The sequence below is a fragment of the Flectobacillus rivi genome (assembly GCF_030056655.1).
Lineage (GTDB): Bacteria > Bacteroidota > Bacteroidia > Cytophagales > Spirosomataceae > Flectobacillus > Flectobacillus rivi.
In genome coordinates, this window is sequence record NZ_JASHIE010000010.1 from 69,068 (window position 1) to 90,678 (window position 21,611).

Genomic DNA, 21,611 nt, shown 5'->3' on the forward strand with positions numbered 1-21,611 from the left:
AAGACTTTTTACAGTACAAAAAGGTATAATATGAAAAAAAGACCAAATAAAAATCCCCAAGGCTTGTTACAGCCTTGGGGATTTTATACAAAATATGACTATTGAATATCAATAATCGACCATTTTTTACCAGCTTATTTTACAAATTTTGCTTCTTCAATTCGTTTACAGCAAAATTAGCCGCACGAGCTGTCAAAGCCATATAAGTCAACGATGGGTTTACACATGACGCTGACGTCATACAAGCACCGTCCGTTACAAATACGTTTTTGATTGCATGCAATTGGTTGTTGCCATTTACTACCGAAGTTTTAGGGTCACGTCCCATACGAGCGGTTCCCATTTCGTGGATAGCCATACCTAGATATGAACCTCTATCATACGTTTTTACGTTTTTGACCCCAGCAGTTTCTAGCATTTCTTTGGCATCGTTCATCATATCGATACGCATCTTCTTCTCATTTTCTTTCAACTCTGCATCGAATACTACCACAGGAATACCCCATTTATCTTTCGTGTTTTTGTCGAGATACATACGGTTTTCGTGATATGGAAGCGTTTCCCCAAAACCACTTAAGCCCATTGACCATGGTCCAATACCACTTGCTTGTTCTTTGAAATCTGTACCGAAGCTCAATTCTGATACATTACTTGCCCATGCTCCACGACCACGACCACCACCGCCTTGATAGCCAAAGCCACGTAAATAATCACGCTTGTCGCTACCAATATTACGGTAACGAGGTACGTAGATACCATTGGCACGACGACCGTAGTAATATGTGTCTTCGTCGCCTTCCCATGTACCCGATGCACCTACACGGAAGTGATGATCCATCAAATTATGACCTAATTCTCCTGAATCATTACCCAAACCATTCTGAAAACGGTTAGACGTTGAGTTTAACATCAAAGCTGTAGTACCCAGAGCTGATGCACACAAGAATACAACTTTGGCGAAGTATTCAGTTGTTTGCATAGTTACAGAGTCAATAACTCTTACGCCAGTAGCTTTCTTTTTATTTTCGTCATACAAAACCTCACTTACAATAGAATCAGGGCGAAGTGTCAAACGACCTGTTTTCATACAAGCCGGTAGCGTAGATGATTGCGTACTAAAATAAGCTCCATAAGGACAGCCCAATGAACATTTGTTGCGATACTGACAACCCGTACGCCCAACACCCAATTGAGCCTGAGCGGCTTTTGATAGGTTGGCAACACGTCCGATAGTCATCACACGTCCGGGATAATTTTTTTCTATGCGCTTTCTTACCTCTTTTTCCACACAATACATATCCATCGGAGGCAAAAACTCGCTATCTGGCAATTGTGGCAAACCAAGTTTTTCACCCGAAATACCTACAAATTTTTCTACATAAGAATACCAAGGAGCTACATCTTTGTAGCGAATAGGCCAGTCTACAGCAATACCATCTTTTAAGTTTGCTTCAAAGTCAAGGTCACTCAAACGATATGATTGGCGTCCCCACATGATAGATTTACCCCCTACGATATTAGGACGATACCAGTCAAAACGTTTTTCTTCTTTATATAATGAATCCGCATCGTTGAACCAGTATTTTTCGGTCATTTCGTTGTACGGATAATCACGCATCAATTTTGGGTGAGTTTCTTTCTGCTCTACCGTTAGGCGACCATTGTATTTGGATTCCCAAGGGTCTTTCATGGCATTTTCGTAACCCGTAACGTGCTCTAAGTTTTTACCTTTTTCGAGCATCAATACGCGCAAGCCTTTTTCAGTAAGTTCTTTGGCTGCCCAGCCACCTGTAATACCCGAACCCACTACAATAGCATCGTAGGTATTGCCTTTTACGGCATCTATATTTAAGTAAGACATTGTTCTGATTAAGTTAAAATAGGGAATGATAAACCGTAATTTTTTACAAAGCCCAAGCTTTTTGTCCAGGTTTTAGAGGTACACAACCCTCAAAACGTCCAGGAATAGGCAAGTATTCTAAAGCTTTAGTAGCGCCAATTTCTGAAGTAAAGTAACCTGTTACAGTTAATTCTTTCATTTTCAAGAAAAATGGTTTGTTGTCTACCGTTGTTTGCTTTACCATTTCATTCTTTTGAGTTACATCCAAATCAACAAAGCCTTTTCCAAATTTGGTTTTGCTATCAGCATCCAGTTTGGATAATCCTTCATAAAATGCCTTTTGTTCCTCCTTGGTATAGCAATCTCTTACTACACGCACAATGAATTTCTCCACACCAGCAGCTTTTGCGCCTGGGGTATTAGTGGTAGGAATAATAATGTCTGCTACCTCAGCCAAAAGGGATTCTTGGTCCAAAGTCACTTTGAGGCTTTCGCCAGTGTAGGTTTTTTCGCCCATAACACCAGCCATCACTGGAGCAGATATAACACCTCCTAAGAGGATTGCTACATGCTGGAGTGCATCTCTACGGTTCATAGTTTTACAGAATTAATGAATTGAATAGTTGAGTTTGATTTGTATATGCGAGCAATTCTCGCTCGAACTGCTCTTGGTCTTTGGTAAGTGCGTTGTTGGATAGTATTGAGCCTAAACATGAGTACAAAAGCTCTTGAAATACATCTATTTTTTCTCTAAAACAGACAATTTAATCGAATAGTCAAAGTTATTGAATTTCTTCTAGAAAAAGCTCCTTTCTTATAGGTTCAAAGTATCATTTCGATACTTTTTACTACTAATCCTGTCAAAAATTCGACATAATGACTGAAATATTAGCCCAATTAAAGAGTAGCTCGTAAATTTAATATACTCTTTCAACGCAATTTAATTGATAATCAAGCATGAAAAGAACTTTTATCCTCACACTTACAAGTCTATCATTGTTACTTTTAGGGCATAATACCCATGCTCAAAAGGTAACCAAACTCAGCGAAACCGATTTGATGCTTGCCAAAATGCAAGGAAAGATATATGGTTGGATGACCGAATGGCAAGTGCCAGGTTGCGCCATCAGTATCGTCAAAGATGGGCAAGTATTGTGGACAGCGGGTTTGGGACAAAAAAATACTGCAACCAAACAGTTTGTTACTCCTCAAACCTTATTTCCGATCGCTTCTTGTAGCAAATCTTTTACCGCCGCAGCTATGGCAATCTTGGTAGATGAAGGGAAAGTAGATTGGAACAAACCCGTCAAATATTATTTACCCGACTTTGAGCTAAGCGACGTAGATGCAGAGCATACAGTAATGGTAAAAGACTTACTTTCACATCGCACAGGTTTGCCACGCCATGATTTTGTTTGGTTGTACAGTTCGCTCGACCGTCAGACGATTTACAAGAGTCTCAAATATCTCAAACTTAGCAAAAAACCTTACGAACAATATCAATACAACAATTTGATGTATATGGTAGCTGGCGTTTTGATTGAAAGAGTAAGTGGGATGACTTGGGAAAAATTTGTGGAGGAGCGCCTTCTAAAGCCTCTCAAAATGAATCAAACGGTATTGACATATCCCGAATTATTCAAATCAATGGATTATTCGAAATCATATCGTAAACTAAATGACCAGCTTGCTGAAGCAGGTTTTGGAAGTAATGTGGATGCTATCGGACCAGCAGGAGCTGTAAAGTCCAATGCCGAGGATATGAGTCATTGGCTATTGATGCAGTTACAACAAGGTAAATATGAGAACCAACAGATTGTTTCTAGTAAAAATTTAAAAGAAAATCACACTCCTTTAACTGTTGTGTATCCTGCCGAAGCCAAATACCCTGAATTAGGATTTAGTACTTATGGCATGGGCTGGAATCAAAATGTTTATAGAGGAGCTCAACGCCTTCAACACAATGGCTCAATAGAAGGATATCGCTCTCAAATGACACTTTTTCCTAATAATAATATTGGCATATTTATTACAACCAATAGCAGTGCCGCCGACTACTACTTTGTTAATGTGGTCACAAACAGTCTTACAGATATGCTTTTTAATCTTCCTGAGATAGATTGGCATAGTCGTATGAAGCAAGAAAAAGCAGACGCCACTTTTGCTGAAGAGAAACGTGCGAAAGAACAAAATGCCAATCGAGTACTCTTTGCTTCGATGTCACATAACCTCGATAATTACGCAGGTATTTATGAACATCCAGCTTATGGAATCTTGCAAATTTACAAATCTGACAAAGGGCTTATGGCCAAATATCATAACCAAACTATAGAATTAGTACACTTTCATTATGATTATTTTTTAGGAAAAGATATGCTCGACAATATGCCAATTCAGTTTCTGACAAACTTCAAAGGAGCAATTGATCAAGTACAAATTGATTTCCCTAATGCAGGAATTATCCAGTTTTTGAAAAAGTAATATACAACTAAAAAACAATAGCGAAATTTCGCTAAATGTATTTTGTGTAAATTTTTCAATAAAAATATTATTTCAAAAGAGAGAACCGAAACAGAATTTTATACTTTAAATTGAAAAAAAACTGTTTTAATTCACTAAAAATGAATCAAAATTCCCAAAATTAAAATTGGTATAAGTATTTATTACTAAAATTTTATTTGGCATTTTCTTGCATTTAAAAAATATACCTCTGTATATTTGTAAAGTACTAACAAAAACATCAGCGAAATTTCGCTAATTTTTTATGAAAGTTTCTGGATTTGTAAATATCATTCTCGTTCTCGTGATTCTCTGCTGTGAAGTGTGAGACGGGCTTTTATGTATATAATTGAAAAGACCTTTCTCACACACTGAGAAAGGTCTTTTGCTGTCCAGAAATATCGAACTTAAAATAAGTCAAAAAATAGAAGAATAATACAAACCCTCTGACTCGTGTTTTCTATCCTGTCGGGCAGAGTCTAAAGCATCTTTTCAAGTTATGGAACTGAACAAATTCTCAAAAACACTGACTCAAGAAGTAACCAACCCTGCAGCCAAAGCCATGCTTTATGGAATTGGTCTTACTAGCGAAGATATGCAAAAAGCACAAATCGGTATTGCTAGTACAGGTTATGAAGGAAACACATGTAATATGCACCTCAATGGTCTTTCGGTACATGTGAAAAAAGGTGTTCAAGAGAATGGCATGGTAGGCTTGATTTTCCATACGATTGGTGTATCAGATGGTATGACCAACGGTAACAACGGGATGTCATACTCATTGCCATCACGTGATTTGATTGCTGATTCGATCGAAAACGTAGTAGGTGCTCAATGGTATGATGGCGTGATTGCGGTAGTTGGTTGTGACAAAAACATGCCAGGAGCTATGATGGCATTGGCTCGTTTGAACCGCCCAGGTATGTTGGTGTATGGTGGTACAATTCGTACAGGTGAGTATAAAGGACAAAAATTAGATATTGTTTCGGCATTCGAGGCATTGGGTAAAAAATTCGCAGGTAATATATCTGACGAAGACTATGAAGGAGTTATCCGTAACGCTATTCCGGGTGCTGGTGCTTGTGGTGGTATGTACACTGCTAACACTATGGCATCGTCGATGGAAGCGATGGGCTTAACATTACCAAACTCGTCTTCATATCCAGCTACTCACGAAGGTAAAAAAGCCGAGTGTTTGGCTATTGGAGCAGCAATGAAAAACCTATTGGAGCAAAATATTTGCCCAAGAGACATTATGACTCGTAAGGCTTTCGAAAACGCCCTTACAATGGTAATGGCTATGGGTGGTTCGACAAACGCTGTATTGCACTATTTGGCAATTGCTCGCGCCGCTGAAGTTGAATTTACGTTAAAAGATATTCAAGCTATTTCTGATCGTACTCCATTAATTGCTGATTTGAAGCCTTCTGGTAAGTATTACATGGAAGATATGCTTTCTATCGGTGGGGTACCAGCATTGATGAAATACTTGTTGAAAGAAGGATATTTACATGGTGATTGTATGACTGTAACAGGTAAGACAATTGCTGAAAACTTGGCTGATGTTCCTGAATTAGATTTCGATTCACAAAAAATCATTTTGCCATTAACGAGCCCAATCAAACCAACAGGTCACTTACAAGTATTGTATGGTAACTTAGCAACAGGCGGTGCTGTAGCAAAAATCACAGGTAAAGAAGGGGAACGTTTTGAGGGTATTGCAAAGGTTTGTGAGCGTGAAGAAGAGGTAATTGAATACTTATCAAAAGGCGAAATCAAAGAAGGACAAGTAGTAGTAATCCGTAACGAAGGTCCTAAAGGTGGTCCGGGTATGCCAGAAATGTTGAAACCAACATCGGCTATTATGGGTGCTGGCTTAGGTAACAAAGTAGCCATGATTACAGACGGTCGTTTCTCAGGCGGTACACACGGATTCGTGGTAGGCCACGTAACACCAGAAGCACAGGTAGGGGGCAATATCGCTTTGGTAAAAGATGGCGATTTGATTACGATCGATGCAGTTAATAATGTTCTTCACTTACACGTATCTGATGAAGAATTGGCAGAACGCCGTAAAGACTGGGCTCCATCTGAATCACCATTCAAACAAGGTGTTTTACGCAAATATGTGAAAAACGTAGCCTCAGCAAGTGAGGGTTGTGTAACGGATTTGTAAATAGTTAAGCCATTGGACATAACTGAGTCCAATGGCTTGCTTTCCCAATAAAAGCTAGTCGTAGGCTTTTCATAATCTTAAATACGATAACACCTTGAAAACTTAAAGACCATAAATTATTTTACTCGACGAATATGAAAGATCTGAAAATGAAGGTATACAGATGACATCATAAATGTAGGGTTAATGGTCTTTACCTTCATCCGCATCACTAACACGATATAATTGAAATTTATGAACCTTAGTAATAAGGAGAAAAAGCAAACATCAATCCTAAAGTGGTGGAATGTTATGCTTATTTTACTCCCAGTCTTAGTCTATTACACGTGGGTTTGGTTTTGGGGAGTCGACTGCCCGCAATTAGACGATTTCGCAGTTTTGACAATAATGGTTGATATAGATAAAGCTATATCCCTTAAAGAAAAAATAGTAGTTTGGTTTACTCCACATAATGAACATAGGATAGTATTGACAAGACTAGTTTTTTGGCTGGTAGGCGCAACAAACAACGGAGCTGTTGATATATACAAAGTATTATTGATTGGTAATCTTACCTTAATAGGTCTTGCTAGTATTTTCTATCGAGCAATTTGTCAGATGCAACAATCATGGGTATATGCACTAGCTATAAGTTGTACGTTGTTTCAAATGCAATTTTTTGAAAATACGTTCTTTGGTATGGCAGCTGTCCAAAATATTGGAATATATCTATGGCTAGGATTAAGTTGTTGGAATATCGCACAAGTACCTCAATGTTCAAAAAAGTTACTCTGGGCATTTGTATTTGGCATTTTTGCCACTTTTACTTCAGGTAATGGTATGGTTGTCTTTCCAGCTGGAGCTATTACCTTATGGATTGCAGGTTCAAGAAAAGCTAGCATAATTTGGACTATTGGCGGACTTATCGTCATATTAATCTATTTATCTGGCGTACAACATCAAAGTCACAACTCTAGTCCAGTACAAATACTTCAAGGCTCAATGGGGTATTTAGGAAGTTTGACAGGTGTAAGTACAGGAAAATGGATTCCTATAATTGCAGGTTGTATAATAGTAATGATCGGAATAATACTAAATCTAAATTTAGTATTTGCTCAATTCATATCAATTCAGGTTTTTTCGAAACCTGTACAGCTTTTTCTATTTGCCTTTTTTATTGCAATGATAGCGACAGGTTGTATGATTTCAATGAACAGAGATGTAGTTTTAGCCATTTCAACGCCAAGGTACAAAATAGGCTCGGCAGTAGTTGGATGCTTAATCATATTAATGATTGCTAACACTCGAATAAGCCAATATAATAGTTTTTTGATTGGACTTGCTTGTGCCATTGGTAGTAGCATTTTTTGCTTCATGACTTACTACAAAATGACACCAATTATAAGAGCAAACCAAATGGGGTATCTAAATAATATCCAAGCATTTAGACAAAAAACTTTAGGTCAAGCTCATCCTCCTATTCTCTTTGAAAAGGAATGGTTGAAAATTTGGAAAGCAGGAAAATGGAATTTTCCAGAATCCAGCCGTTAAACAAAACCACAAAACATAGAATTAGCATTCAACTCTTCGGAGTTCAACATTTTAATTAAAAAATCGCATGGCAGCACAGACACAAACCATGACCGCAGAGCCCAAAGCAAAAGAAACAGAACAGTTTCTTACGGGCGCACAGGCCATAATGCAATCTTTAGTCGAGCAAGGTGTTGATACAATCTTCGGCTATCCGGGTGGCGCCATCATGCCTACTTATGATGCGCTTTATGATTATCAAGATAGACTCAAGCACATTCTGGTGCGCCATGAGCAAGGAGCAGGTCATGCAGCACAAGGTTACGCTCGTATGACAAACCGTGCAGGCGTAGCAATGGTGACTTCTGGTCCTGGAGCTACCAACCTCATGACTCCTATTGCCGATGCCATGCTAGACTCTACCCCGATGGTTTGTATTGTGGGGCAAGTAAAAGGTAATTTGCTAGGTACTGATGCTTTCCAAGAATGTGATATCATCGGAATTTCAATGCCTATTACTAAATGGAATTATCAAGTAGTAGATGCTGATGAAATTCCTGAAATTATTGCAAAAGCATTTCATATTGCAGAAGCTGGTCGTCCAGGTCCTGTATTGATTGATATTACTCGTACAGCACAAACTGACAAAATGACGAAACCTTTCCACTACCCTAAAGAAGTGGATATTATTAGTTATCGTCCTCGTACTGTGCCCAAACAAGAGCATGTTGAAGCCGCAGCTAAATTAATCAACGCTGCTAAGAAGCCATATATCTTGGCTGGTCACGGTGTATTGTTGGCTGATGCGCAAGATGAATTAAAAGAATTTATTGAAAAAACTGGTATCCCTGTAGCAACAACGTTGTTGGGTATGTCGGCAGTTGATGCTGATCACCCTTTATATGTAGGCTGGCCGGGTATGCACGGTAACTACGGTGCAAACGTATTAACTAATGAATGTGATGTGCTTATCGCTATTGGTATGCGTTTCGACGACCGTATTACAGGTGATTTGAGTACTTATGCTAAACAAGCTAAAGTAATTCATATCGAAATTGACCCTGCTGAAATCAATAAAAACGTATTTGCAGATGCTCCAGTTGTTGGTGATGCTAAAGAAGCATTAAAGGCATTGATTCCTTTAGTAAAACAAAACTCATTCCCAGAATGGCGCGCAGAGTTTGCTAAATACGATGCTATCGAATACGAAAAAATCACAAAGAAAGATATTTTCCACGACGGCGACCAAATCAAAATGGGCGAAGCTGTTGTAATGCTTTCTGAGAAAACAAAAGGTGAGGCCGTGACAGTTACCGACGTTGGTCAGCACCAAATGATTTCGAATCGTTATTATCGTTTCAAAAAGCCATTCTCAAGTGTAACTTCAGGTGGTGCAGGAACGATGGGCTTTGCACTTCCAGCGGCCTTTGGTGCTAAAGTTGGTGCTCCTGATCGTGAAGTAGTGGCAATCATCGGTGATGGCGGTTTCCAAATGACTCTTCAAGAATTAGGAACAATTGCTCAGAGTGGCTTGCCTGTAAAAATCATCATTCTTAACAATAACTTCCTTGGGATGGTGCGCCAGTGGCAACAGTTATTCTTCGACAGACGCTATTCATTCGTAGAATTACAAAACCCTGACTTTATCACGATTGCAAAAGGATTTGGTATTGCAGGACACACGGTTTCTGATCGTGCGCTACTTTCAGAGTCACTAGATACTTTGCTTAATTCTGACAAGCCTTATTTGTTGGAAATTATCTGTGAAAAAGAAGAAAACGTATTCCCAATGGTACCAGCAGGTACATGTGTTACTAACGTGATTTTAGAATAGTTTAAAAAGATAAAATAAGTTCAAAGCTAGGTTATGACATCAATGTAACTATCAGTGTTTAGAACATTTTTGGTATCACTCAGTATTTTAGTACTTTAACCTTCTTTATTAAAGGGGAAACGTTGAGGAAATCTAAAATGCGTTGATGCACAACCAATACATTTGACTAGCAATAACTCATGAAAACAACATACACGTTATCCATATTTACTTCCAATACCATCGGTTTACTCAATCGTATTACGATTATTTTTACTCGTAGACGTTTGAACATCGAATCGTTGACCGTATGTGAAACCGAGCGCGTAGGTGTATCTCGTTTTACTATCGTTATCCGTCACGATTCTCGCGAAGCTGTTGAAAAACTCGTTCGTCAAATCCGTAAGGTAGTCGATGTATTAGCGGTATTTGGATACCTTGACCACGAAATCGTTTTTAACGAAATCGCCCTTTTCAAAATTGCAACACCACTTGGAGGAACACCTTTGAATATCAAAGAAATCAACCTCGACTGGAATGCAAAAGTGGTGCATTGGGGACTTGATTATGTAGTAATCGAGAAAAATGGTACCGAACAGGAAATCTCAGAATTTTATGAATATATCAAAAACTGGGAGATCCTTGAGTACTTAAAATCAGGCCGCGTAGCTGTTGGTAAAACAGAAAAAGGCTTGGTAGAATACCTTCCTGAAGGCAACTGGGAAGTCGTATAAGTGAGGAGTGTTGAGTTGTGAGTGTTGAATTGTGAATACTTTCACCTTCCAATATTCAAATGAGAATATGTTTGAAAATTTTATTTGGCATTTGTAGAAGAAACAATATTTCCTTTCGCCACTCCTTACTTTTCTTGTCTTGACACAAGAAAAGTAACCGCAGCGGCGGCCGCAAAAGAAAGTCAAGAAATCCTAAACTCGCCTACGGCTCAGACAATAGGATTTCAGAAAAAGGAAATACAAAATTTTCATGGCTTACAAAATTTAAACATACTCTTAAATATGCTCAATTATCCAATGTGTAAAGTTTATAATTCGTAAATAATTTTCAGTAAAACATAATTCCAAAAAACAAATCAAATCATGGCACAAATTAATTTTGGCGGAGTGGTAGAGGATATCGTGACTCGTGAGGAGTTCCCATTAGAAAAAGCAAGAGAAGTATTGGCTAATGAAACTATCGCTGTAATTGGATACGGTGTACAAGGTCCTGGTCAAGCTTTGAACATGAAAGATAACGGCTTGAACGTAATCGTTGGTCAACGTAAAGGTAAAACTTATGACAAAGCTGTAGCTGACGGTTGGGTTCCAGGCGAAACTTTGTTCGAAATCGAAGAAGCTTTAGAAAAAGGTACTATCATTTGCTACTTGCTTTCAGATGCTGCTCAAATCGAATTGTGGCCAACTGTTAAGAAATATTTGACTGCTGGAAAATCATTGTATTTCTCTCACGGATTCGGTATCACTTACAAAGAGAAAACTGGTATCGTTCCTCCTGCAGATGTTGACGTATTCTTGGCAGCTCCTAAAGGTTCAGGTACTTCTCTTCGTCGTTTGTTCGTAGAAGGTAAAGGTTTGAACTCTTCTTTCGCTGTTTACCAAGATGCTACTGGTAAAGCTCGTGAGAAATGTATCGCTATGGCTATCGGTGTAGGTTCTGGTTATTTGTTCGAAACTGACTTCTACAAAGAAGTAACTTCTGACTTAACTGGTGAACGTGGTACTTTGATGGGTGCTATCCAAGGTATTTTCGCTGCTCAATACGAAGTATTGCGTGAAAACGGTCACTCTCCATCTGAAGCATTCAACGAAACAGTTGAAGAATTAACTCAATCGTTGATGCCATTAGTAGCTGAAAACGGTATGGACTGGATGTACGCTAACTGCTCTACAACAGCTCAACGTGGTGCTTTGGACTGGTGGAGACCATTCAAAGAAGCTACTAAGCCTGTATTCGCTCAATTGTACAACTCTGTGAAAACTCAAGCTGAAGCTGAGCGTTCTATCACTTTGAACTCTCAACCTGACTACCGCGTGAAGTTGGAAGCTGAATTAGAAGAGCTTCGTGACTCAGAAATGTGGAAAGCTGGTGCTGCTGTACGTAGCCTTCGTCCAGAAAGAAGCTAGTTTTTTAATTTGAAAATAGGAGAATTTTGAAGATTAGAAAATGCGACTTCGCTCTTAATCCTCAAATCATCTCACCTCAAATTGACAATAAAATGAGTGAGTAATGGATTTATATCTATTATTCACTCATTTGTGTTTTAGTAAAGCTAGAAAGTTATTGAAATACAATCAGAAAGTACCCCATAGATATACTATTCAGTCATTTAATTATGAGTTGTGAATAAGGTATGTACGAAGGATTGCAAACCGTTTCAGATTTGGGATTTCTGATTTTGGAAATAAAGAAAAATATAGAAACTTATACTTCCGAAATCCAACATCCGATATCCGAAATAGACACTTCGTTCACTGCTAATTCATGATTTACCATTCATCACTCAGAATTGTTTTCTCATTATCACCAACATTTAATCTATCGAGTAAAAGAATTTATTAAATTGATTCTATTGACCAATACTAATTACGGATATACTGTTAACCGATAACATCTTTTACCATCAACAATTTTTATGAATACACAAACAGCACAATTTCCTTCGCTCGAAAGCATCTATGATGCGGCAGAATGCCTCCGTGGAGTGGCATATCATACGCCTTTGATGGAAAACCTTATTTTGTCAGAACGTTATGAGGCTAATATTTTCCTAAAGCGTGAAGACCTTCAGATTGTGCGTTCTTACAAAATTCGTGGAGCTTACAACAAAATGTCTAAACTCTCAAAAGAGGCACTCGACAAAGGCGTTGTATGTGCAAGTGCGGGTAATCATGCTCAAGGTATGGCTTATGCTTGCCATAAAATGAAGGTGAAGGGTACGGTTTTTATGCCTACAACAACACCAAATCAAAAGATTAAATCCGTAAAAATGTTTGGTCGTGAGCATATCGATATTCAGTTGGTCGGCGACACCTATGACGATGCTTCAAATGCAGCCAAAATATATTGCGAAGAACAAAATGCGACTTATGTGCATCCATTCGATGATATGGACGTAATTGCAGGACAAGGGACTGTCGGTTTGGAGATTTTTAAGGATGCCGATGTCAAAATAGATTATATCCTTTTGGCTATTGGTGGAGGTGGTGTTGCGGCTGGCACATCTACGGTATTTAAACAACTTTCTCCACATACCAAAATCATTGGGATTGAGCCACAAGGGGCACCATCTATGAAAGTAAGTATCAATGCTGGGCATGTGGTAGAATTGGAAACGATCGACAAATTTGTGGACGGAGCTGCTGTTAAGCGAGTGGGTGACAAAACCTTCGAAATCTGTAAGCAAACCCTTGATGATATTATTGAGGTTCCTGAAGGAAAGGTGTGTACCACTATTTTAGAGCTATATAACGAATCTGCGATTGTGGCCGAGCCTGCTGGTGCATTAACAATTGCTGCTTTGGATTTTTTAAAAGAAGAAATAAAAGGTAAAAATGTAGTATGCTTGGTGTCGGGAGGCAACAATGATATTACTCGTACCGAAGAAATAAAAGAGCGTTCTTTACTTTACGAAGGATTGAAGCATTACTTTATCATTCGCTTTCCGCAACGTGCTGGAGCTTTGAAAAATTTTCTCAATAATGTATTGGGCGAAAACGATGATATTACCCATTTTGAATACCAAAAGAAAACCAACCGTGAGTCGGGGCCAGTATTGCTAGGTATCGAACTAAAATACAGAGAGGATTTTGAGCCTCTTCTAACTCGTATGGAAGAAAATAAAATCCAGTATCAACTGCTCAATGAAAAACCTGATTTGTTTACATTTTTGATTTAATCATATCTGGAACCTTTTCATATCATAAAATCATAACTTGTTCAACCTTATGACTCAACGCCCAACACCCGAAGAATTACAAAATAACATTGAGTTTGAATTGATAGATGCTTTTCATATTGATGAAATGGGTACGTTTTTGGCAAGAGAAATGAGTACAGGAACAGATGAAAACACGAATAAACCTCTTTCAAAATATCTTCCTTTAATCTTATTGATGTTTTTGGGAGCTTTAGTTGGTTATGGCTTAGTGAGTATAACTCCAGCGGCATTTCGAGGTGAATGGCATGGATTAAGTTCACTGTTTGGCGGAGTTTTGCTATTTTTTATATTATTGTTGCCCGTACATGAGCTTATTCATGGAGCAGTATTTAAAATATTAGGCGCACCAAAGATAGGTTTTGGTTGGAGCTGGAAAGGCATGATGGCGTATGCGTATGCTCAGAAATTTGCGATAAATCTCAGAGAGCTCATCTGGTTAGCCATTATGCCTTTTGCCATTATTACGCCTTTACTTATCATGGCTATTTTTCTTTTCCCTGCTTGGCAATTCACAACTATCTTATTGTTAGCGCTTCACACGATGGGCTGCATAGGTGATTTTATGCTGGTAAAATACGCTCTTCGCAACAAACATCGTGAAATATACACCTATGATGATATTGAGGGAAAAGGCGAATCATATTTTTATGAAAAAGTATCGATAAAATAGAAATGTTAGCATTGGGCTATCGGCTTTAAGCATGGGGCTTAATAGATATCTTTCCTAACTATTAGTCCTAATTCAGCATTAATACACTTTAGGCTATAATCCGTAGGCATAAAGTAAAAAATCTTCTTTGAGTTAATGGGAGATTTTTTGTCGAAAGCCCAATAGCTATATGCCATAAACAAAAAGTATTTCTCAATATCATGCATATAATTTTTGCCTAATGCATATGGCTTATAGCCTAGAGCGTATTAATAATTACTCAAAAACTGAACGACATATTCTTTGGACTTGAGTACTTGTTTATGAAACTCCAATTGCTTTGTAGCCTTTTTAATAGAATTCATTTCGGTAATAATACTGATATCCATTGTTTTATAATTTCCTCTACCGAATTGCCAATAAGCTCCCGACTGAATATCTTTTAGTTCTTTCTCCAAAAATAAAATCTGCTTAATCAAAATCTTATTGTAGCGCTTAAGCTGTGGTTCTACAAACGTCTGAGGCTTTTCTTGCTCAGTAATCAGCGTCATTCTAAGCTTTAATAACTCATAAAGGTCATTTTTTGAATATGCCTCTGTAATTAAGTGCATTAATTTGGTTTTACGAAGCTTTTCCTCTTCATCAGATTCTAAATCTGGATGAAACTCCTTTACCAATTCCATATAAATCGAACGAGCGGTTTTGTTGGTAATAGGTGGTAAAGTTTCTTCTACCTGCTCAAAAATACGACTATCTTGTTCACTCCATTCTTCGGGAATATCTTCATCATCGTCGTCCTCTTCAGTTGGCATGTCTACTTCTTGAGAATTGGACATGAGGTAGTCTTGGTATTTTTCGTATAAAGGCTGTAAATGCTGCAAACCCGAAGCCAATAGCTGACTAACCATTGTGGCAATATAAAAGCCTAATTTGTGGTTTTCCTCTTCCGATAACCGTCCATAATGGGTATCTAAAATCAGGAGCATATCTCCCAGACGTTGATTGTATTTGCGGTGCAGAGGAGCAATATCTTTGGCGACCTGAACTTCTACAGCACGCTCAAAGACTTTTGCTTCGGCAACTTCTACTTTTAGCGCCTCCAGACGTTTGAGGTTTTGGACAAATTGCTTTTGTAGCTTACTGGTAACTTTATCAAAGGTTTGGGAAGCAATCAAACCTTCATAACGGGTAATGTGATTGGACATGAAGTTGGGGTACAATAAATTAGGGTGCCGATTTCGACACCCCCAAGGTTTTATTCAATTTCTATACTTTCTTTTTCGCCTACTTGCTGACGCCACATCGCATAATAAAGTCCTTTTTTCTCTAATAGTATTTGATGCGAGCCGTATTCAACAATTTTTCCTTTTTCGAGTACAAAGATATTATCTGCGTGCATAATAGTGCTCAATCGGTGCGCAATCAAAATAGTGAGATGCTCGCCGTGAACAGATACCTGACGAATCGTTTCTGAAATTTCTTCTTCTGTTAAAGAGTCAAGCGCAGAAGTAGCTTCGTCAAAAATCAATAAATGTGGATTACGTAATAAAGCTCTTGCAATACTTAAACGTTGTTTTTCACCACCCGATACTTTTACTCCTCCCTCTCCAATGACTGTATCGAGACCTTTGTCGGCACGGGCTAAAAGTGGCTCGCAAGCTGCCTTTTTCAATACTGCCAAACATTCTTCATCGGTAGCATTAGGATTTACAAAAAGTAAATTTTCACGAATTGTACCCGAGAATAATTGCGTATCCTGAGTCACAAAGCCTATTTTTTCTCTTAATTGATCAAAATCTATCGTACGCCCATCATGACCATTGTACAATATTTGACCATTTTGAGGTTTATACAGACCCACAAGCAATTTTACCAAAGTACTTTTTCCTGAGCCCGAAGGACCTACAAAAGCGATAGTTTGCCCTGCTGCTGTTTGAAAGCTTACCTCACGAAGTGCATTTTTAGATGCTGACTGATGTTTGAACGAAACGTTATCGAAAGCCAGTGATTTGATACTAGGAATAGGCTGTGGAGATACTGGTTTTACTTCCACTGGAATATCGAATAATGACTCATAGTTTTGTAACGAAACTTGTGCTTCACGATACGTATTAATCACGTTACCCATTTCCTGTAATGGACCAAAAATAAAGAATGAGTAAATATTTAAAGAGAAAAACTGACCAAGCGTAATATCTCCACGATAAATCAAATACATCATGATAAAGGTCAAAATTACACGAAGCAAATTGACGCTTGTCCCCTGAATAAACATCATACTACGCACATAGCGAACCTTTTTGAGTTCAAGTCCTAAAATCTTTTGCGTCGTGCTATTGAGATGATTGATTTCTTGTTGCGCCAAGCCTAAAGATTTTACTAGCTCGATGTTTCGTAAAGACTCCGTTGTAGAACCTGCCAAAGCGGTAGATTCCTGAACAATAGATTTTTGAATTACTTTTACCTTTTTACTAAGCAATGAACTAATCCAACCAATCAGAGGTCCAATCGTTAAAAATAAAGGAACTATAGACCAGTGGACAGAAACAGCATAGATTGTCACAAATACGAGCGCAACCAAACTTTGGAAAAAGATATTGATACCCGACGAAATAAGCTTTTCTACATCGACTCTTACTTTTTGAAGTTTGCCAAGTGTTTCACCAGAGCGCTGGTCTTCAAAAGTCTCATAAGGTAATTCGAGCGAGTGGCGAATCCCATCGGCATACATTTCTGCCCCGATTTTTTGGGTAATAGTATTAATAAAATAGTCTTGAAAGTTTTTGGCAACCCTCGACACAAAGGCAACTCCAACAGAAGCGCCAAGCAATGGTAAAATAGCTCCTACAAAATCCTGAAAAGTATGATTCTTTTCGGTAAATTTAGTAGCTACATTATCGATAATATGTCTGAAAATCAGCGGGTCTAAAAGGGAAAAAACTTGATTAATAATTGCTAGCAATAGCGCTAGCCACACCGTTGTTTGGTATCGTTTAAGATAGGGTAATAGTATTTTCATGGTTTGATATGAGCGATTGTAAATTGGAGAATAAAATAATAGAAAGGTGTACATTGGTCTAGGCCAATAGTAGACTTTGACTAAGAGTTAACCATAAGGTTTTTAAAATAGTTCTGTAAAAATATCTAGACTTAAAAAATGATAGCAATTAAGATATTGAAATCTATTAAAATAAATTTTAGTAAAATTGTAAATTAGTAACTGGCTTTTTCAAAAGCCTTTATAGTCCTTACTTTTGGTGAATCAGTAAAAGTAGCATAGATTTCCTCATTCGCTTTTACTCTTCCTTTTTAATTTATTATGAAGTATATCCTTACCTTTTATATATTATTTCTGCTTACTATTAGCATTGCACTTAGCCAAGGAAAAAAGTCTTCTCCATGTGATTATGAGCAAAAAATGGTAGAACAAGGCTTGGTCAATGTCAAGAGCCTTGACCCTAGCATTGCGGTTTTACTCAAATATTCAACTACAGATAATTTTGTAAAAAAGGATGTTTATGGCTGCATGACGGCTTGTTACTTACAAAAAAAGCCAGCTCAAATGCTGACAAGAGCCAATGCCATTTTGAAAAAAAAACATCCAAACTATCGTTTATTGGTATATGACGGCGGACGGCCTTTTGCAATTCAAAAAATTCTTTGGAATAGTCTTTCCCAATACCCGCCGCACCAGCGCGAAACCTACGTGGCAAGCCCAAGTCAAAAGTCAATTCATAATTATGGCTGTGCCGTTGATTTGACGATTACTACCAGCAAAGGAGTACCCTTAGATATGGGAACGCCTTTTGATTTTTTTGGCAAATTAGCCTATCCAAGTCACGAAGAATATTTTCTAAAAAATAAGCAACTTACAGCTCAACAGGTAGCCAATCGTCGTCTTTTGCGCAGTGTCATGCAACAAGCTGGATTTATGCCTATTAAGTATGAATGGTGGCATTTCAATGCTCTTGCACGCAGCGATGCCAAACGTGTTTATCAGATAATTGAATAAAAATAAGATTAGGTCTATACGAAAACAAACCACTAATCCTTACCCACGAACCACTTATCCAAAATCGCTTCATGACTTGATTTTTCATTCGTAGTATTGGTTATTCAAAAAACTCTAGGGACTATATCGAGAGCGAATACTCAAAACTATCAAACGAAATATGAAATCAGGCGTTTACAGACTTTTATTGGGAGCTGCACTTATCGCTGGGACACAGGCTCAGGCGCAAAACGCAGTAGAGGCTCCTAGTTCAAAAGGCCCAAAAATTACTCTACAACAGGCGGTTGATATTGCACTTCGCAATAATATCTCTGTAAAGCAGTCAGAAATACAGCTTCAGAACGCCGTGTTGAATTATCAACAAGCTAAAAATAACCAGCTTCCTGGTGCTAATGGTACCGTAAGTGAATTCTTCAACTTCGGTCGAAGCCTTGACCCATTTACCAACACTTATGTAGCACGAAACATCAACTACAATAGTTTGGGTGTAAATGCTGGGGTGACGGTTTTTAATGGAAATCTCCTTAAGAATACAATTGCACAAAACGATTTGCTAGTAAAAGCCAATCAGTTGGATATGCAGGCGATGAAAGAGAATATCTCAATGCAGGTGGTATTGGCTTATCTGAATATTCTCAATGCTGAAGACCAACTTATCATTGCTCAAAGTCAAACGGCTATTACCAAATTGCAAATTGAGCGTACAGAAAAATTAGTACGTGCAGGTTCTTTACCACAGACCAATTTGCTTGATTTAAAAGCTCAGGTTGCTAACGAAGAAACGACTGTTGTTAACAATCAAAGCACCTTAGATTTGGCAAAACTTAATTTAGTACAGCTACTTAATGATAAGGAGTTCTCAAACAATGTCAATCTAGACAGAATTTCGGTACCAACACCATCTACGACAGCTTACGAAGCTCCTGTGGATCAAATCTATCAAACTGCCGAAGGAACTCAACCAACGGTAAAGGCTTCGGATTTGAGAGTAAAAAGTGCTGATAAAGGTATCGAAATTGCCAGAGCTGGTTTTCTACCAACCATCAACCTTTCGGCTTCGACGGGTGCCAACCAGTCCAATGCACAAAAAATCTATAAAGTAGATGGTACCAATCAGCAAAATTTAGGAACGGTCAGTTTTAATGGACAAGATATTCCCTTGGTTGTAAATACACCACGTACTGTTGAGGCAGGAACGGTTGGTTATTTCAAGCAACTAGAAAATACTTTTAACTATGCTTTCGGAGCGAGTGCTAATATTCCAATCTTTAGTCGTTTTGCTAACAAAACTCGTGTGAGTCAAGCTAAATTGCAAAAAGTAAATGCCGAATTGGAAGCTCAAAAAACACGCTTGACTTTGCGTCAGAATATCGAACAAGCTTATACAAATATGTCAAATTCGGCTAAAAGATATGAAGCGTTGACCGTACAAGTAACTGCTTTGGAAGAATCTTTCCGTGCTGCAGAAAGTCGTTTTAATGCAGGAGCAATTGATTTTGTAAGCTACAACTTACAAAAAACGAATTTGGACAAAGCAAAAGCAAACCAAATTCAAGCCAAATATGACTTTATTTTTAGAACCAAGATATTAGATTATTACCAAAATAAACCGCTCACATTTTAACCAAACACTCGATTGAATGTAAAACCTTGAAAAACTATTATGTTTCATCGTTTTTCAAAAACCTTAACATCAATCTTTCAAAACTTTATATACAATGAAAAACAAATCCAATAAAATCTGGGTCATTTTAGCCGTTGTCGCAGTCGTAGTGGTAGGTGGGTTGATTTTAGCGAAAAAGAATGGTTGGATCGGAAAAGAAGAAGCTACAGAAGTAGAACTATCTAAAGCAAAACGTACAGACATTATCGAGCGTGTTTCTGCTTCAGGTAAAGTACAACCCGAAATCGAGGTAAAACTCTCTCCAGATGTTTCTGGCGAAATTGTAGGTCTTTATGTAAGTGAAGGCGACTCAGTTGTAGCAGGTCAATTATTGTTAAAAATTCGCCCTGATAACTACGAATCGTTATTGGCTCGTGCCGAAGCACAAGTAAACTCTGCCAAAGCTTCATTAGAGCAGTCAAAGGCTATCCAATCGCAATCAGAAGCTCGTTTATTAAAAGCAAAAACTGATTTTGATCGTAATAAAAAGTTACATGATGATAAAGTAATTTCTGATTCTGATTACGAACAATTTAGTTCACAATATTCTGTGGCAAAACAAGATTTGGAATCAGCAAAAGCAAACGTTCAAGCAGCGGCATTTAACGTAAGAAGCTCGGAAGCGGCCTTGAAAGAAGCTCGTACCAACTTGACTAAAACAACGATTTATGCACCACAAAGTGGTACTATCTCAAAATTGAACGTAGAGCTTGGCGAAAGAGTTGTTGGTACTTCTCAAATGGCTGGTACAGAGCTACTTCGTATTGCCAACTTGAATAAAATGGAAGTTCGTGTAAATGTGAACGAAAACGATATTACCCGTGTTAGTCTTAATGATACCGTAATCATCGACGTGGATTCTTACAGTGCTTCAGGTCGTAAATTTAAAGGTATTGTTTACGAAGTGGCTAGCTCTGCTAATGGTTTGGCAACTTCTTCAGCTGCAGCTTCAGTATCTAACGACGCTGTTACTGAATTTGAAGTAAAAATTAGAGTTCTTCGTAGTTCTTATGCTGACCTTATCAAAGGCAAACGCTCTTATCCATTAAAACCAGGGATGACGGCTTCGGTAGAGATTGTTACTGATCGCAAAAATGGTGTTTTGTCAGTACCTCTAGCAGCAGTTACAACGCGTGACCCTAAAGCAGCTAATCAGGAGAAAAAATCAGAAGAAGAAAGCAATAATTCAGAAGAACCAAAGGTTATTAAGAAAGAAAAGCTCAAAGAAGTAGTGTTTGTTTTGACCAAAGACAATCATGCTAAATTGAAAGAAGTTACCACTGGTATCTCCGATTTTGATAATATCGAAATTTTAAGTGGATTAACAGAGGGAGAACAAATCATTTCAGGTCCTTATGTGACAGTTTCTAAGAAATTGAAAGATGGAGAATTAGTGAAGAAAAAAGAAGCTAATAAGGACAACAAAGAGAAGAAGTAAAAGATAGAGGCGTGAATCTCTAGAAATGATTAAAAAATGAACTAAGATTATTATTAG

The 21,611-nt window shown here is 38.0% G+C and carries 15 protein-coding genes; 11 read left to right on the forward strand and 4 right to left on the reverse strand.

What is annotated here, in order from left to right:
- Positions 1-139 precede the first annotated feature (139 nt).
- Entirely contained in the window at positions 140-1,861 is a 1,722-nt protein-coding gene (locus QM481_RS14670) for a GMC oxidoreductase (RefSeq protein ID WP_166549895.1), read from the reverse strand.
- A 43-nt stretch (positions 1,862-1,904) separates the two neighbouring features.
- A complete protein-coding gene (locus QM481_RS14675) occupies positions 1,905-2,435 on the reverse strand; it encodes a gluconate 2-dehydrogenase subunit 3 family protein (protein WP_166549896.1) in 531 nt (176 codons plus the stop codon).
- Positions 2,436-2,797: 362 nt separating this feature from the next.
- On the opposite strand from QM481_RS14675, the gene QM481_RS14680 reads away from it, so the two are divergent.
- From QM481_RS14680 to QM481_RS14715, 8 genes are all read left to right on the forward strand, one after another.
- Positions 2,798-4,321, forward strand: coding sequence for a serine hydrolase (locus tag QM481_RS14680; RefSeq protein WP_283382276.1), 1,524 nt, complete (start codon positions 2,798-2,800; stop codon positions 4,319-4,321).
- A 517-nt stretch (positions 4,322-4,838) separates the two neighbouring features.
- Positions 4,839-6,515, forward strand: a complete 1,677-nt coding sequence (gene ilvD, locus QM481_RS14685; protein WP_166549898.1) for a dihydroxy-acid dehydratase — start codon at positions 4,839-4,841, stop codon at positions 6,513-6,515.
- A 387-nt stretch (positions 6,516-6,902) separates the two neighbouring features.
- A complete protein-coding gene (locus QM481_RS14690; RefSeq protein ID WP_283382277.1) occupies positions 6,903-8,045 on the forward strand; it encodes a hypothetical protein in 1,143 nt (380 codons plus the stop codon).
- Positions 8,046-8,112: 67 nt separating this feature from the next.
- Positions 8,113-9,858 (forward strand): biosynthetic-type acetolactate synthase large subunit, encoded by a 1,746-nt coding sequence (ilvB, locus tag QM481_RS14695; protein WP_374760912.1) that lies wholly within the window; start codon positions 8,113-8,115, stop codon positions 9,856-9,858.
- A gap of 179 nt (positions 9,859-10,037) precedes the next feature.
- Entirely contained in the window at positions 10,038-10,571 is a 534-nt protein-coding gene (gene ilvN, locus QM481_RS14700) for an acetolactate synthase small subunit (protein ID WP_095161261.1), read from the forward strand.
- Positions 10,572-10,934: 363 nt separating this feature from the next.
- Positions 10,935-11,978: a ketol-acid reductoisomerase gene (gene ilvC, locus QM481_RS14705; RefSeq protein WP_166549901.1), complete on the forward strand. Its 1,044-nt coding sequence runs from the start codon at positions 10,935-10,937 to the stop codon at positions 11,976-11,978.
- Between the two features lie 509 nt (positions 11,979-12,487).
- The gene (gene ilvA, locus QM481_RS14710) at positions 12,488-13,750 is read left to right on the forward strand and encodes a threonine ammonia-lyase (protein WP_283327983.1); all 1,263 of its coding nucleotides are present in this window, start codon (positions 12,488-12,490) and stop codon (positions 13,748-13,750) included.
- A gap of 49 nt (positions 13,751-13,799) precedes the next feature.
- Positions 13,800-14,462 carry a DUF3267 domain-containing protein gene (locus QM481_RS14715; protein ID WP_283382278.1) on the forward strand — a complete coding sequence of 221 codons (663 nt, stop codon included), beginning with the start codon at positions 13,800-13,802 and terminating at the stop codon, positions 14,460-14,462.
- Between the two features lie 248 nt (positions 14,463-14,710).
- Here QM481_RS14715 and QM481_RS14720 read toward each other — a convergent pair whose 3' ends face one another.
- Both QM481_RS14720 and QM481_RS14725 read right to left on the reverse strand, forming a co-directional pair.
- Positions 14,711-15,646 (reverse strand): hypothetical protein, encoded by a 936-nt coding sequence (locus tag QM481_RS14720; RefSeq protein ID WP_283382279.1) that lies wholly within the window; start codon positions 15,644-15,646, stop codon positions 14,711-14,713.
- A 50-nt stretch (positions 15,647-15,696) separates the two neighbouring features.
- On the reverse strand, positions 15,697-17,460 hold the full coding sequence (locus tag QM481_RS14725) for an ABC transporter ATP-binding protein (RefSeq protein WP_283382280.1): 1,764 nt from the start codon (positions 17,458-17,460) through the stop codon (positions 15,697-15,699).
- A 300-nt stretch (positions 17,461-17,760) separates the two neighbouring features.
- Between QM481_RS14725 and QM481_RS14730 the strand changes: the two genes are divergently transcribed.
- The 3 genes from QM481_RS14730 (at position 17,761) to QM481_RS14740 (ending at position 21,554) form a co-directional block, all read left to right on the forward strand.
- Entirely contained in the window at positions 17,761-18,453 is a 693-nt protein-coding gene (locus QM481_RS14730) for a M15 family metallopeptidase (RefSeq protein ID WP_283382281.1), read from the forward strand.
- 160 nt (positions 18,454-18,613) lie between these two features.
- Positions 18,614-20,077 (forward strand): TolC family protein, encoded by a 1,464-nt coding sequence (locus QM481_RS14735; RefSeq protein WP_166549910.1) that lies wholly within the window; start codon positions 18,614-18,616, stop codon positions 20,075-20,077.
- A gap of 94 nt (positions 20,078-20,171) precedes the next feature.
- Positions 20,172-21,554: an efflux RND transporter periplasmic adaptor subunit gene (locus QM481_RS14740; protein ID WP_166549911.1), complete on the forward strand. Its 1,383-nt coding sequence runs from the start codon at positions 20,172-20,174 to the stop codon at positions 21,552-21,554.
- The last annotated feature ends 57 nt before the right edge of the window (positions 21,555-21,611 follow it).

Excerpts from the sequence above, each read along its gene's own strand:
- ilvB (WP_374760912.1), top strand. The coding sequence starts at position 8,113 with ATGGCAGCACAGACACAAACCATGACCGCAGAGCCCAAAGCAAAAGAA.
- ilvN (WP_095161261.1), top strand. The coding sequence starts at position 10,038 with ATGAAAACAACATACACGTTATCCATATTTACTTCCAATACCATCGGT.
- QM481_RS14680 (WP_283382276.1), top strand. The coding sequence starts at position 2,798 with ATGAAAAGAACTTTTATCCTCACACTTACAAGTCTATCATTGTTACTT.
- QM481_RS14715 (WP_283382278.1), top strand. The coding sequence starts at position 13,800 with ATGACTCAACGCCCAACACCCGAAGAATTACAAAATAACATTGAGTTT.
- QM481_RS14675 (WP_166549896.1), bottom strand. The coding sequence starts at position 2,435 with ATGAACCGTAGAGATGCACTCCAGCATGTAGCAATCCTCTTAGGAGGT.
- ilvA (WP_283327983.1), top strand. The coding sequence starts at position 12,488 with ATGAATACACAAACAGCACAATTTCCTTCGCTCGAAAGCATCTATGAT.
- QM481_RS14740 (WP_166549911.1), top strand. The coding sequence starts at position 20,172 with ATGAAAAACAAATCCAATAAAATCTGGGTCATTTTAGCCGTTGTCGCA.
- QM481_RS14730 (WP_283382281.1), top strand. The coding sequence starts at position 17,761 with ATGAAGTATATCCTTACCTTTTATATATTATTTCTGCTTACTATTAGC.
- QM481_RS14690 (WP_283382277.1), top strand. The coding sequence starts at position 6,903 with ATGGTTGATATAGATAAAGCTATATCCCTTAAAGAAAAAATAGTAGTT.
- QM481_RS14735 (WP_166549910.1), top strand. The coding sequence starts at position 18,614 with ATGAAATCAGGCGTTTACAGACTTTTATTGGGAGCTGCACTTATCGCT.
- ilvC (WP_166549901.1), top strand. The coding sequence starts at position 10,935 with ATGGCACAAATTAATTTTGGCGGAGTGGTAGAGGATATCGTGACTCGT.
- ilvD (WP_166549898.1), top strand. The coding sequence starts at position 4,839 with ATGGAACTGAACAAATTCTCAAAAACACTGACTCAAGAAGTAACCAAC.
- QM481_RS14720 (WP_283382279.1), bottom strand. The coding sequence starts at position 15,646 with ATGTCCAATCACATTACCCGTTATGAAGGTTTGATTGCTTCCCAAACC.
- QM481_RS14670 (WP_166549895.1), bottom strand. The coding sequence starts at position 1,861 with ATGTCTTACTTAAATATAGATGCCGTAAAAGGCAATACCTACGATGCT.
- QM481_RS14725 (WP_283382280.1), bottom strand. The coding sequence starts at position 17,460 with ATGAAAATACTATTACCCTATCTTAAACGATACCAAACAACGGTGTGG.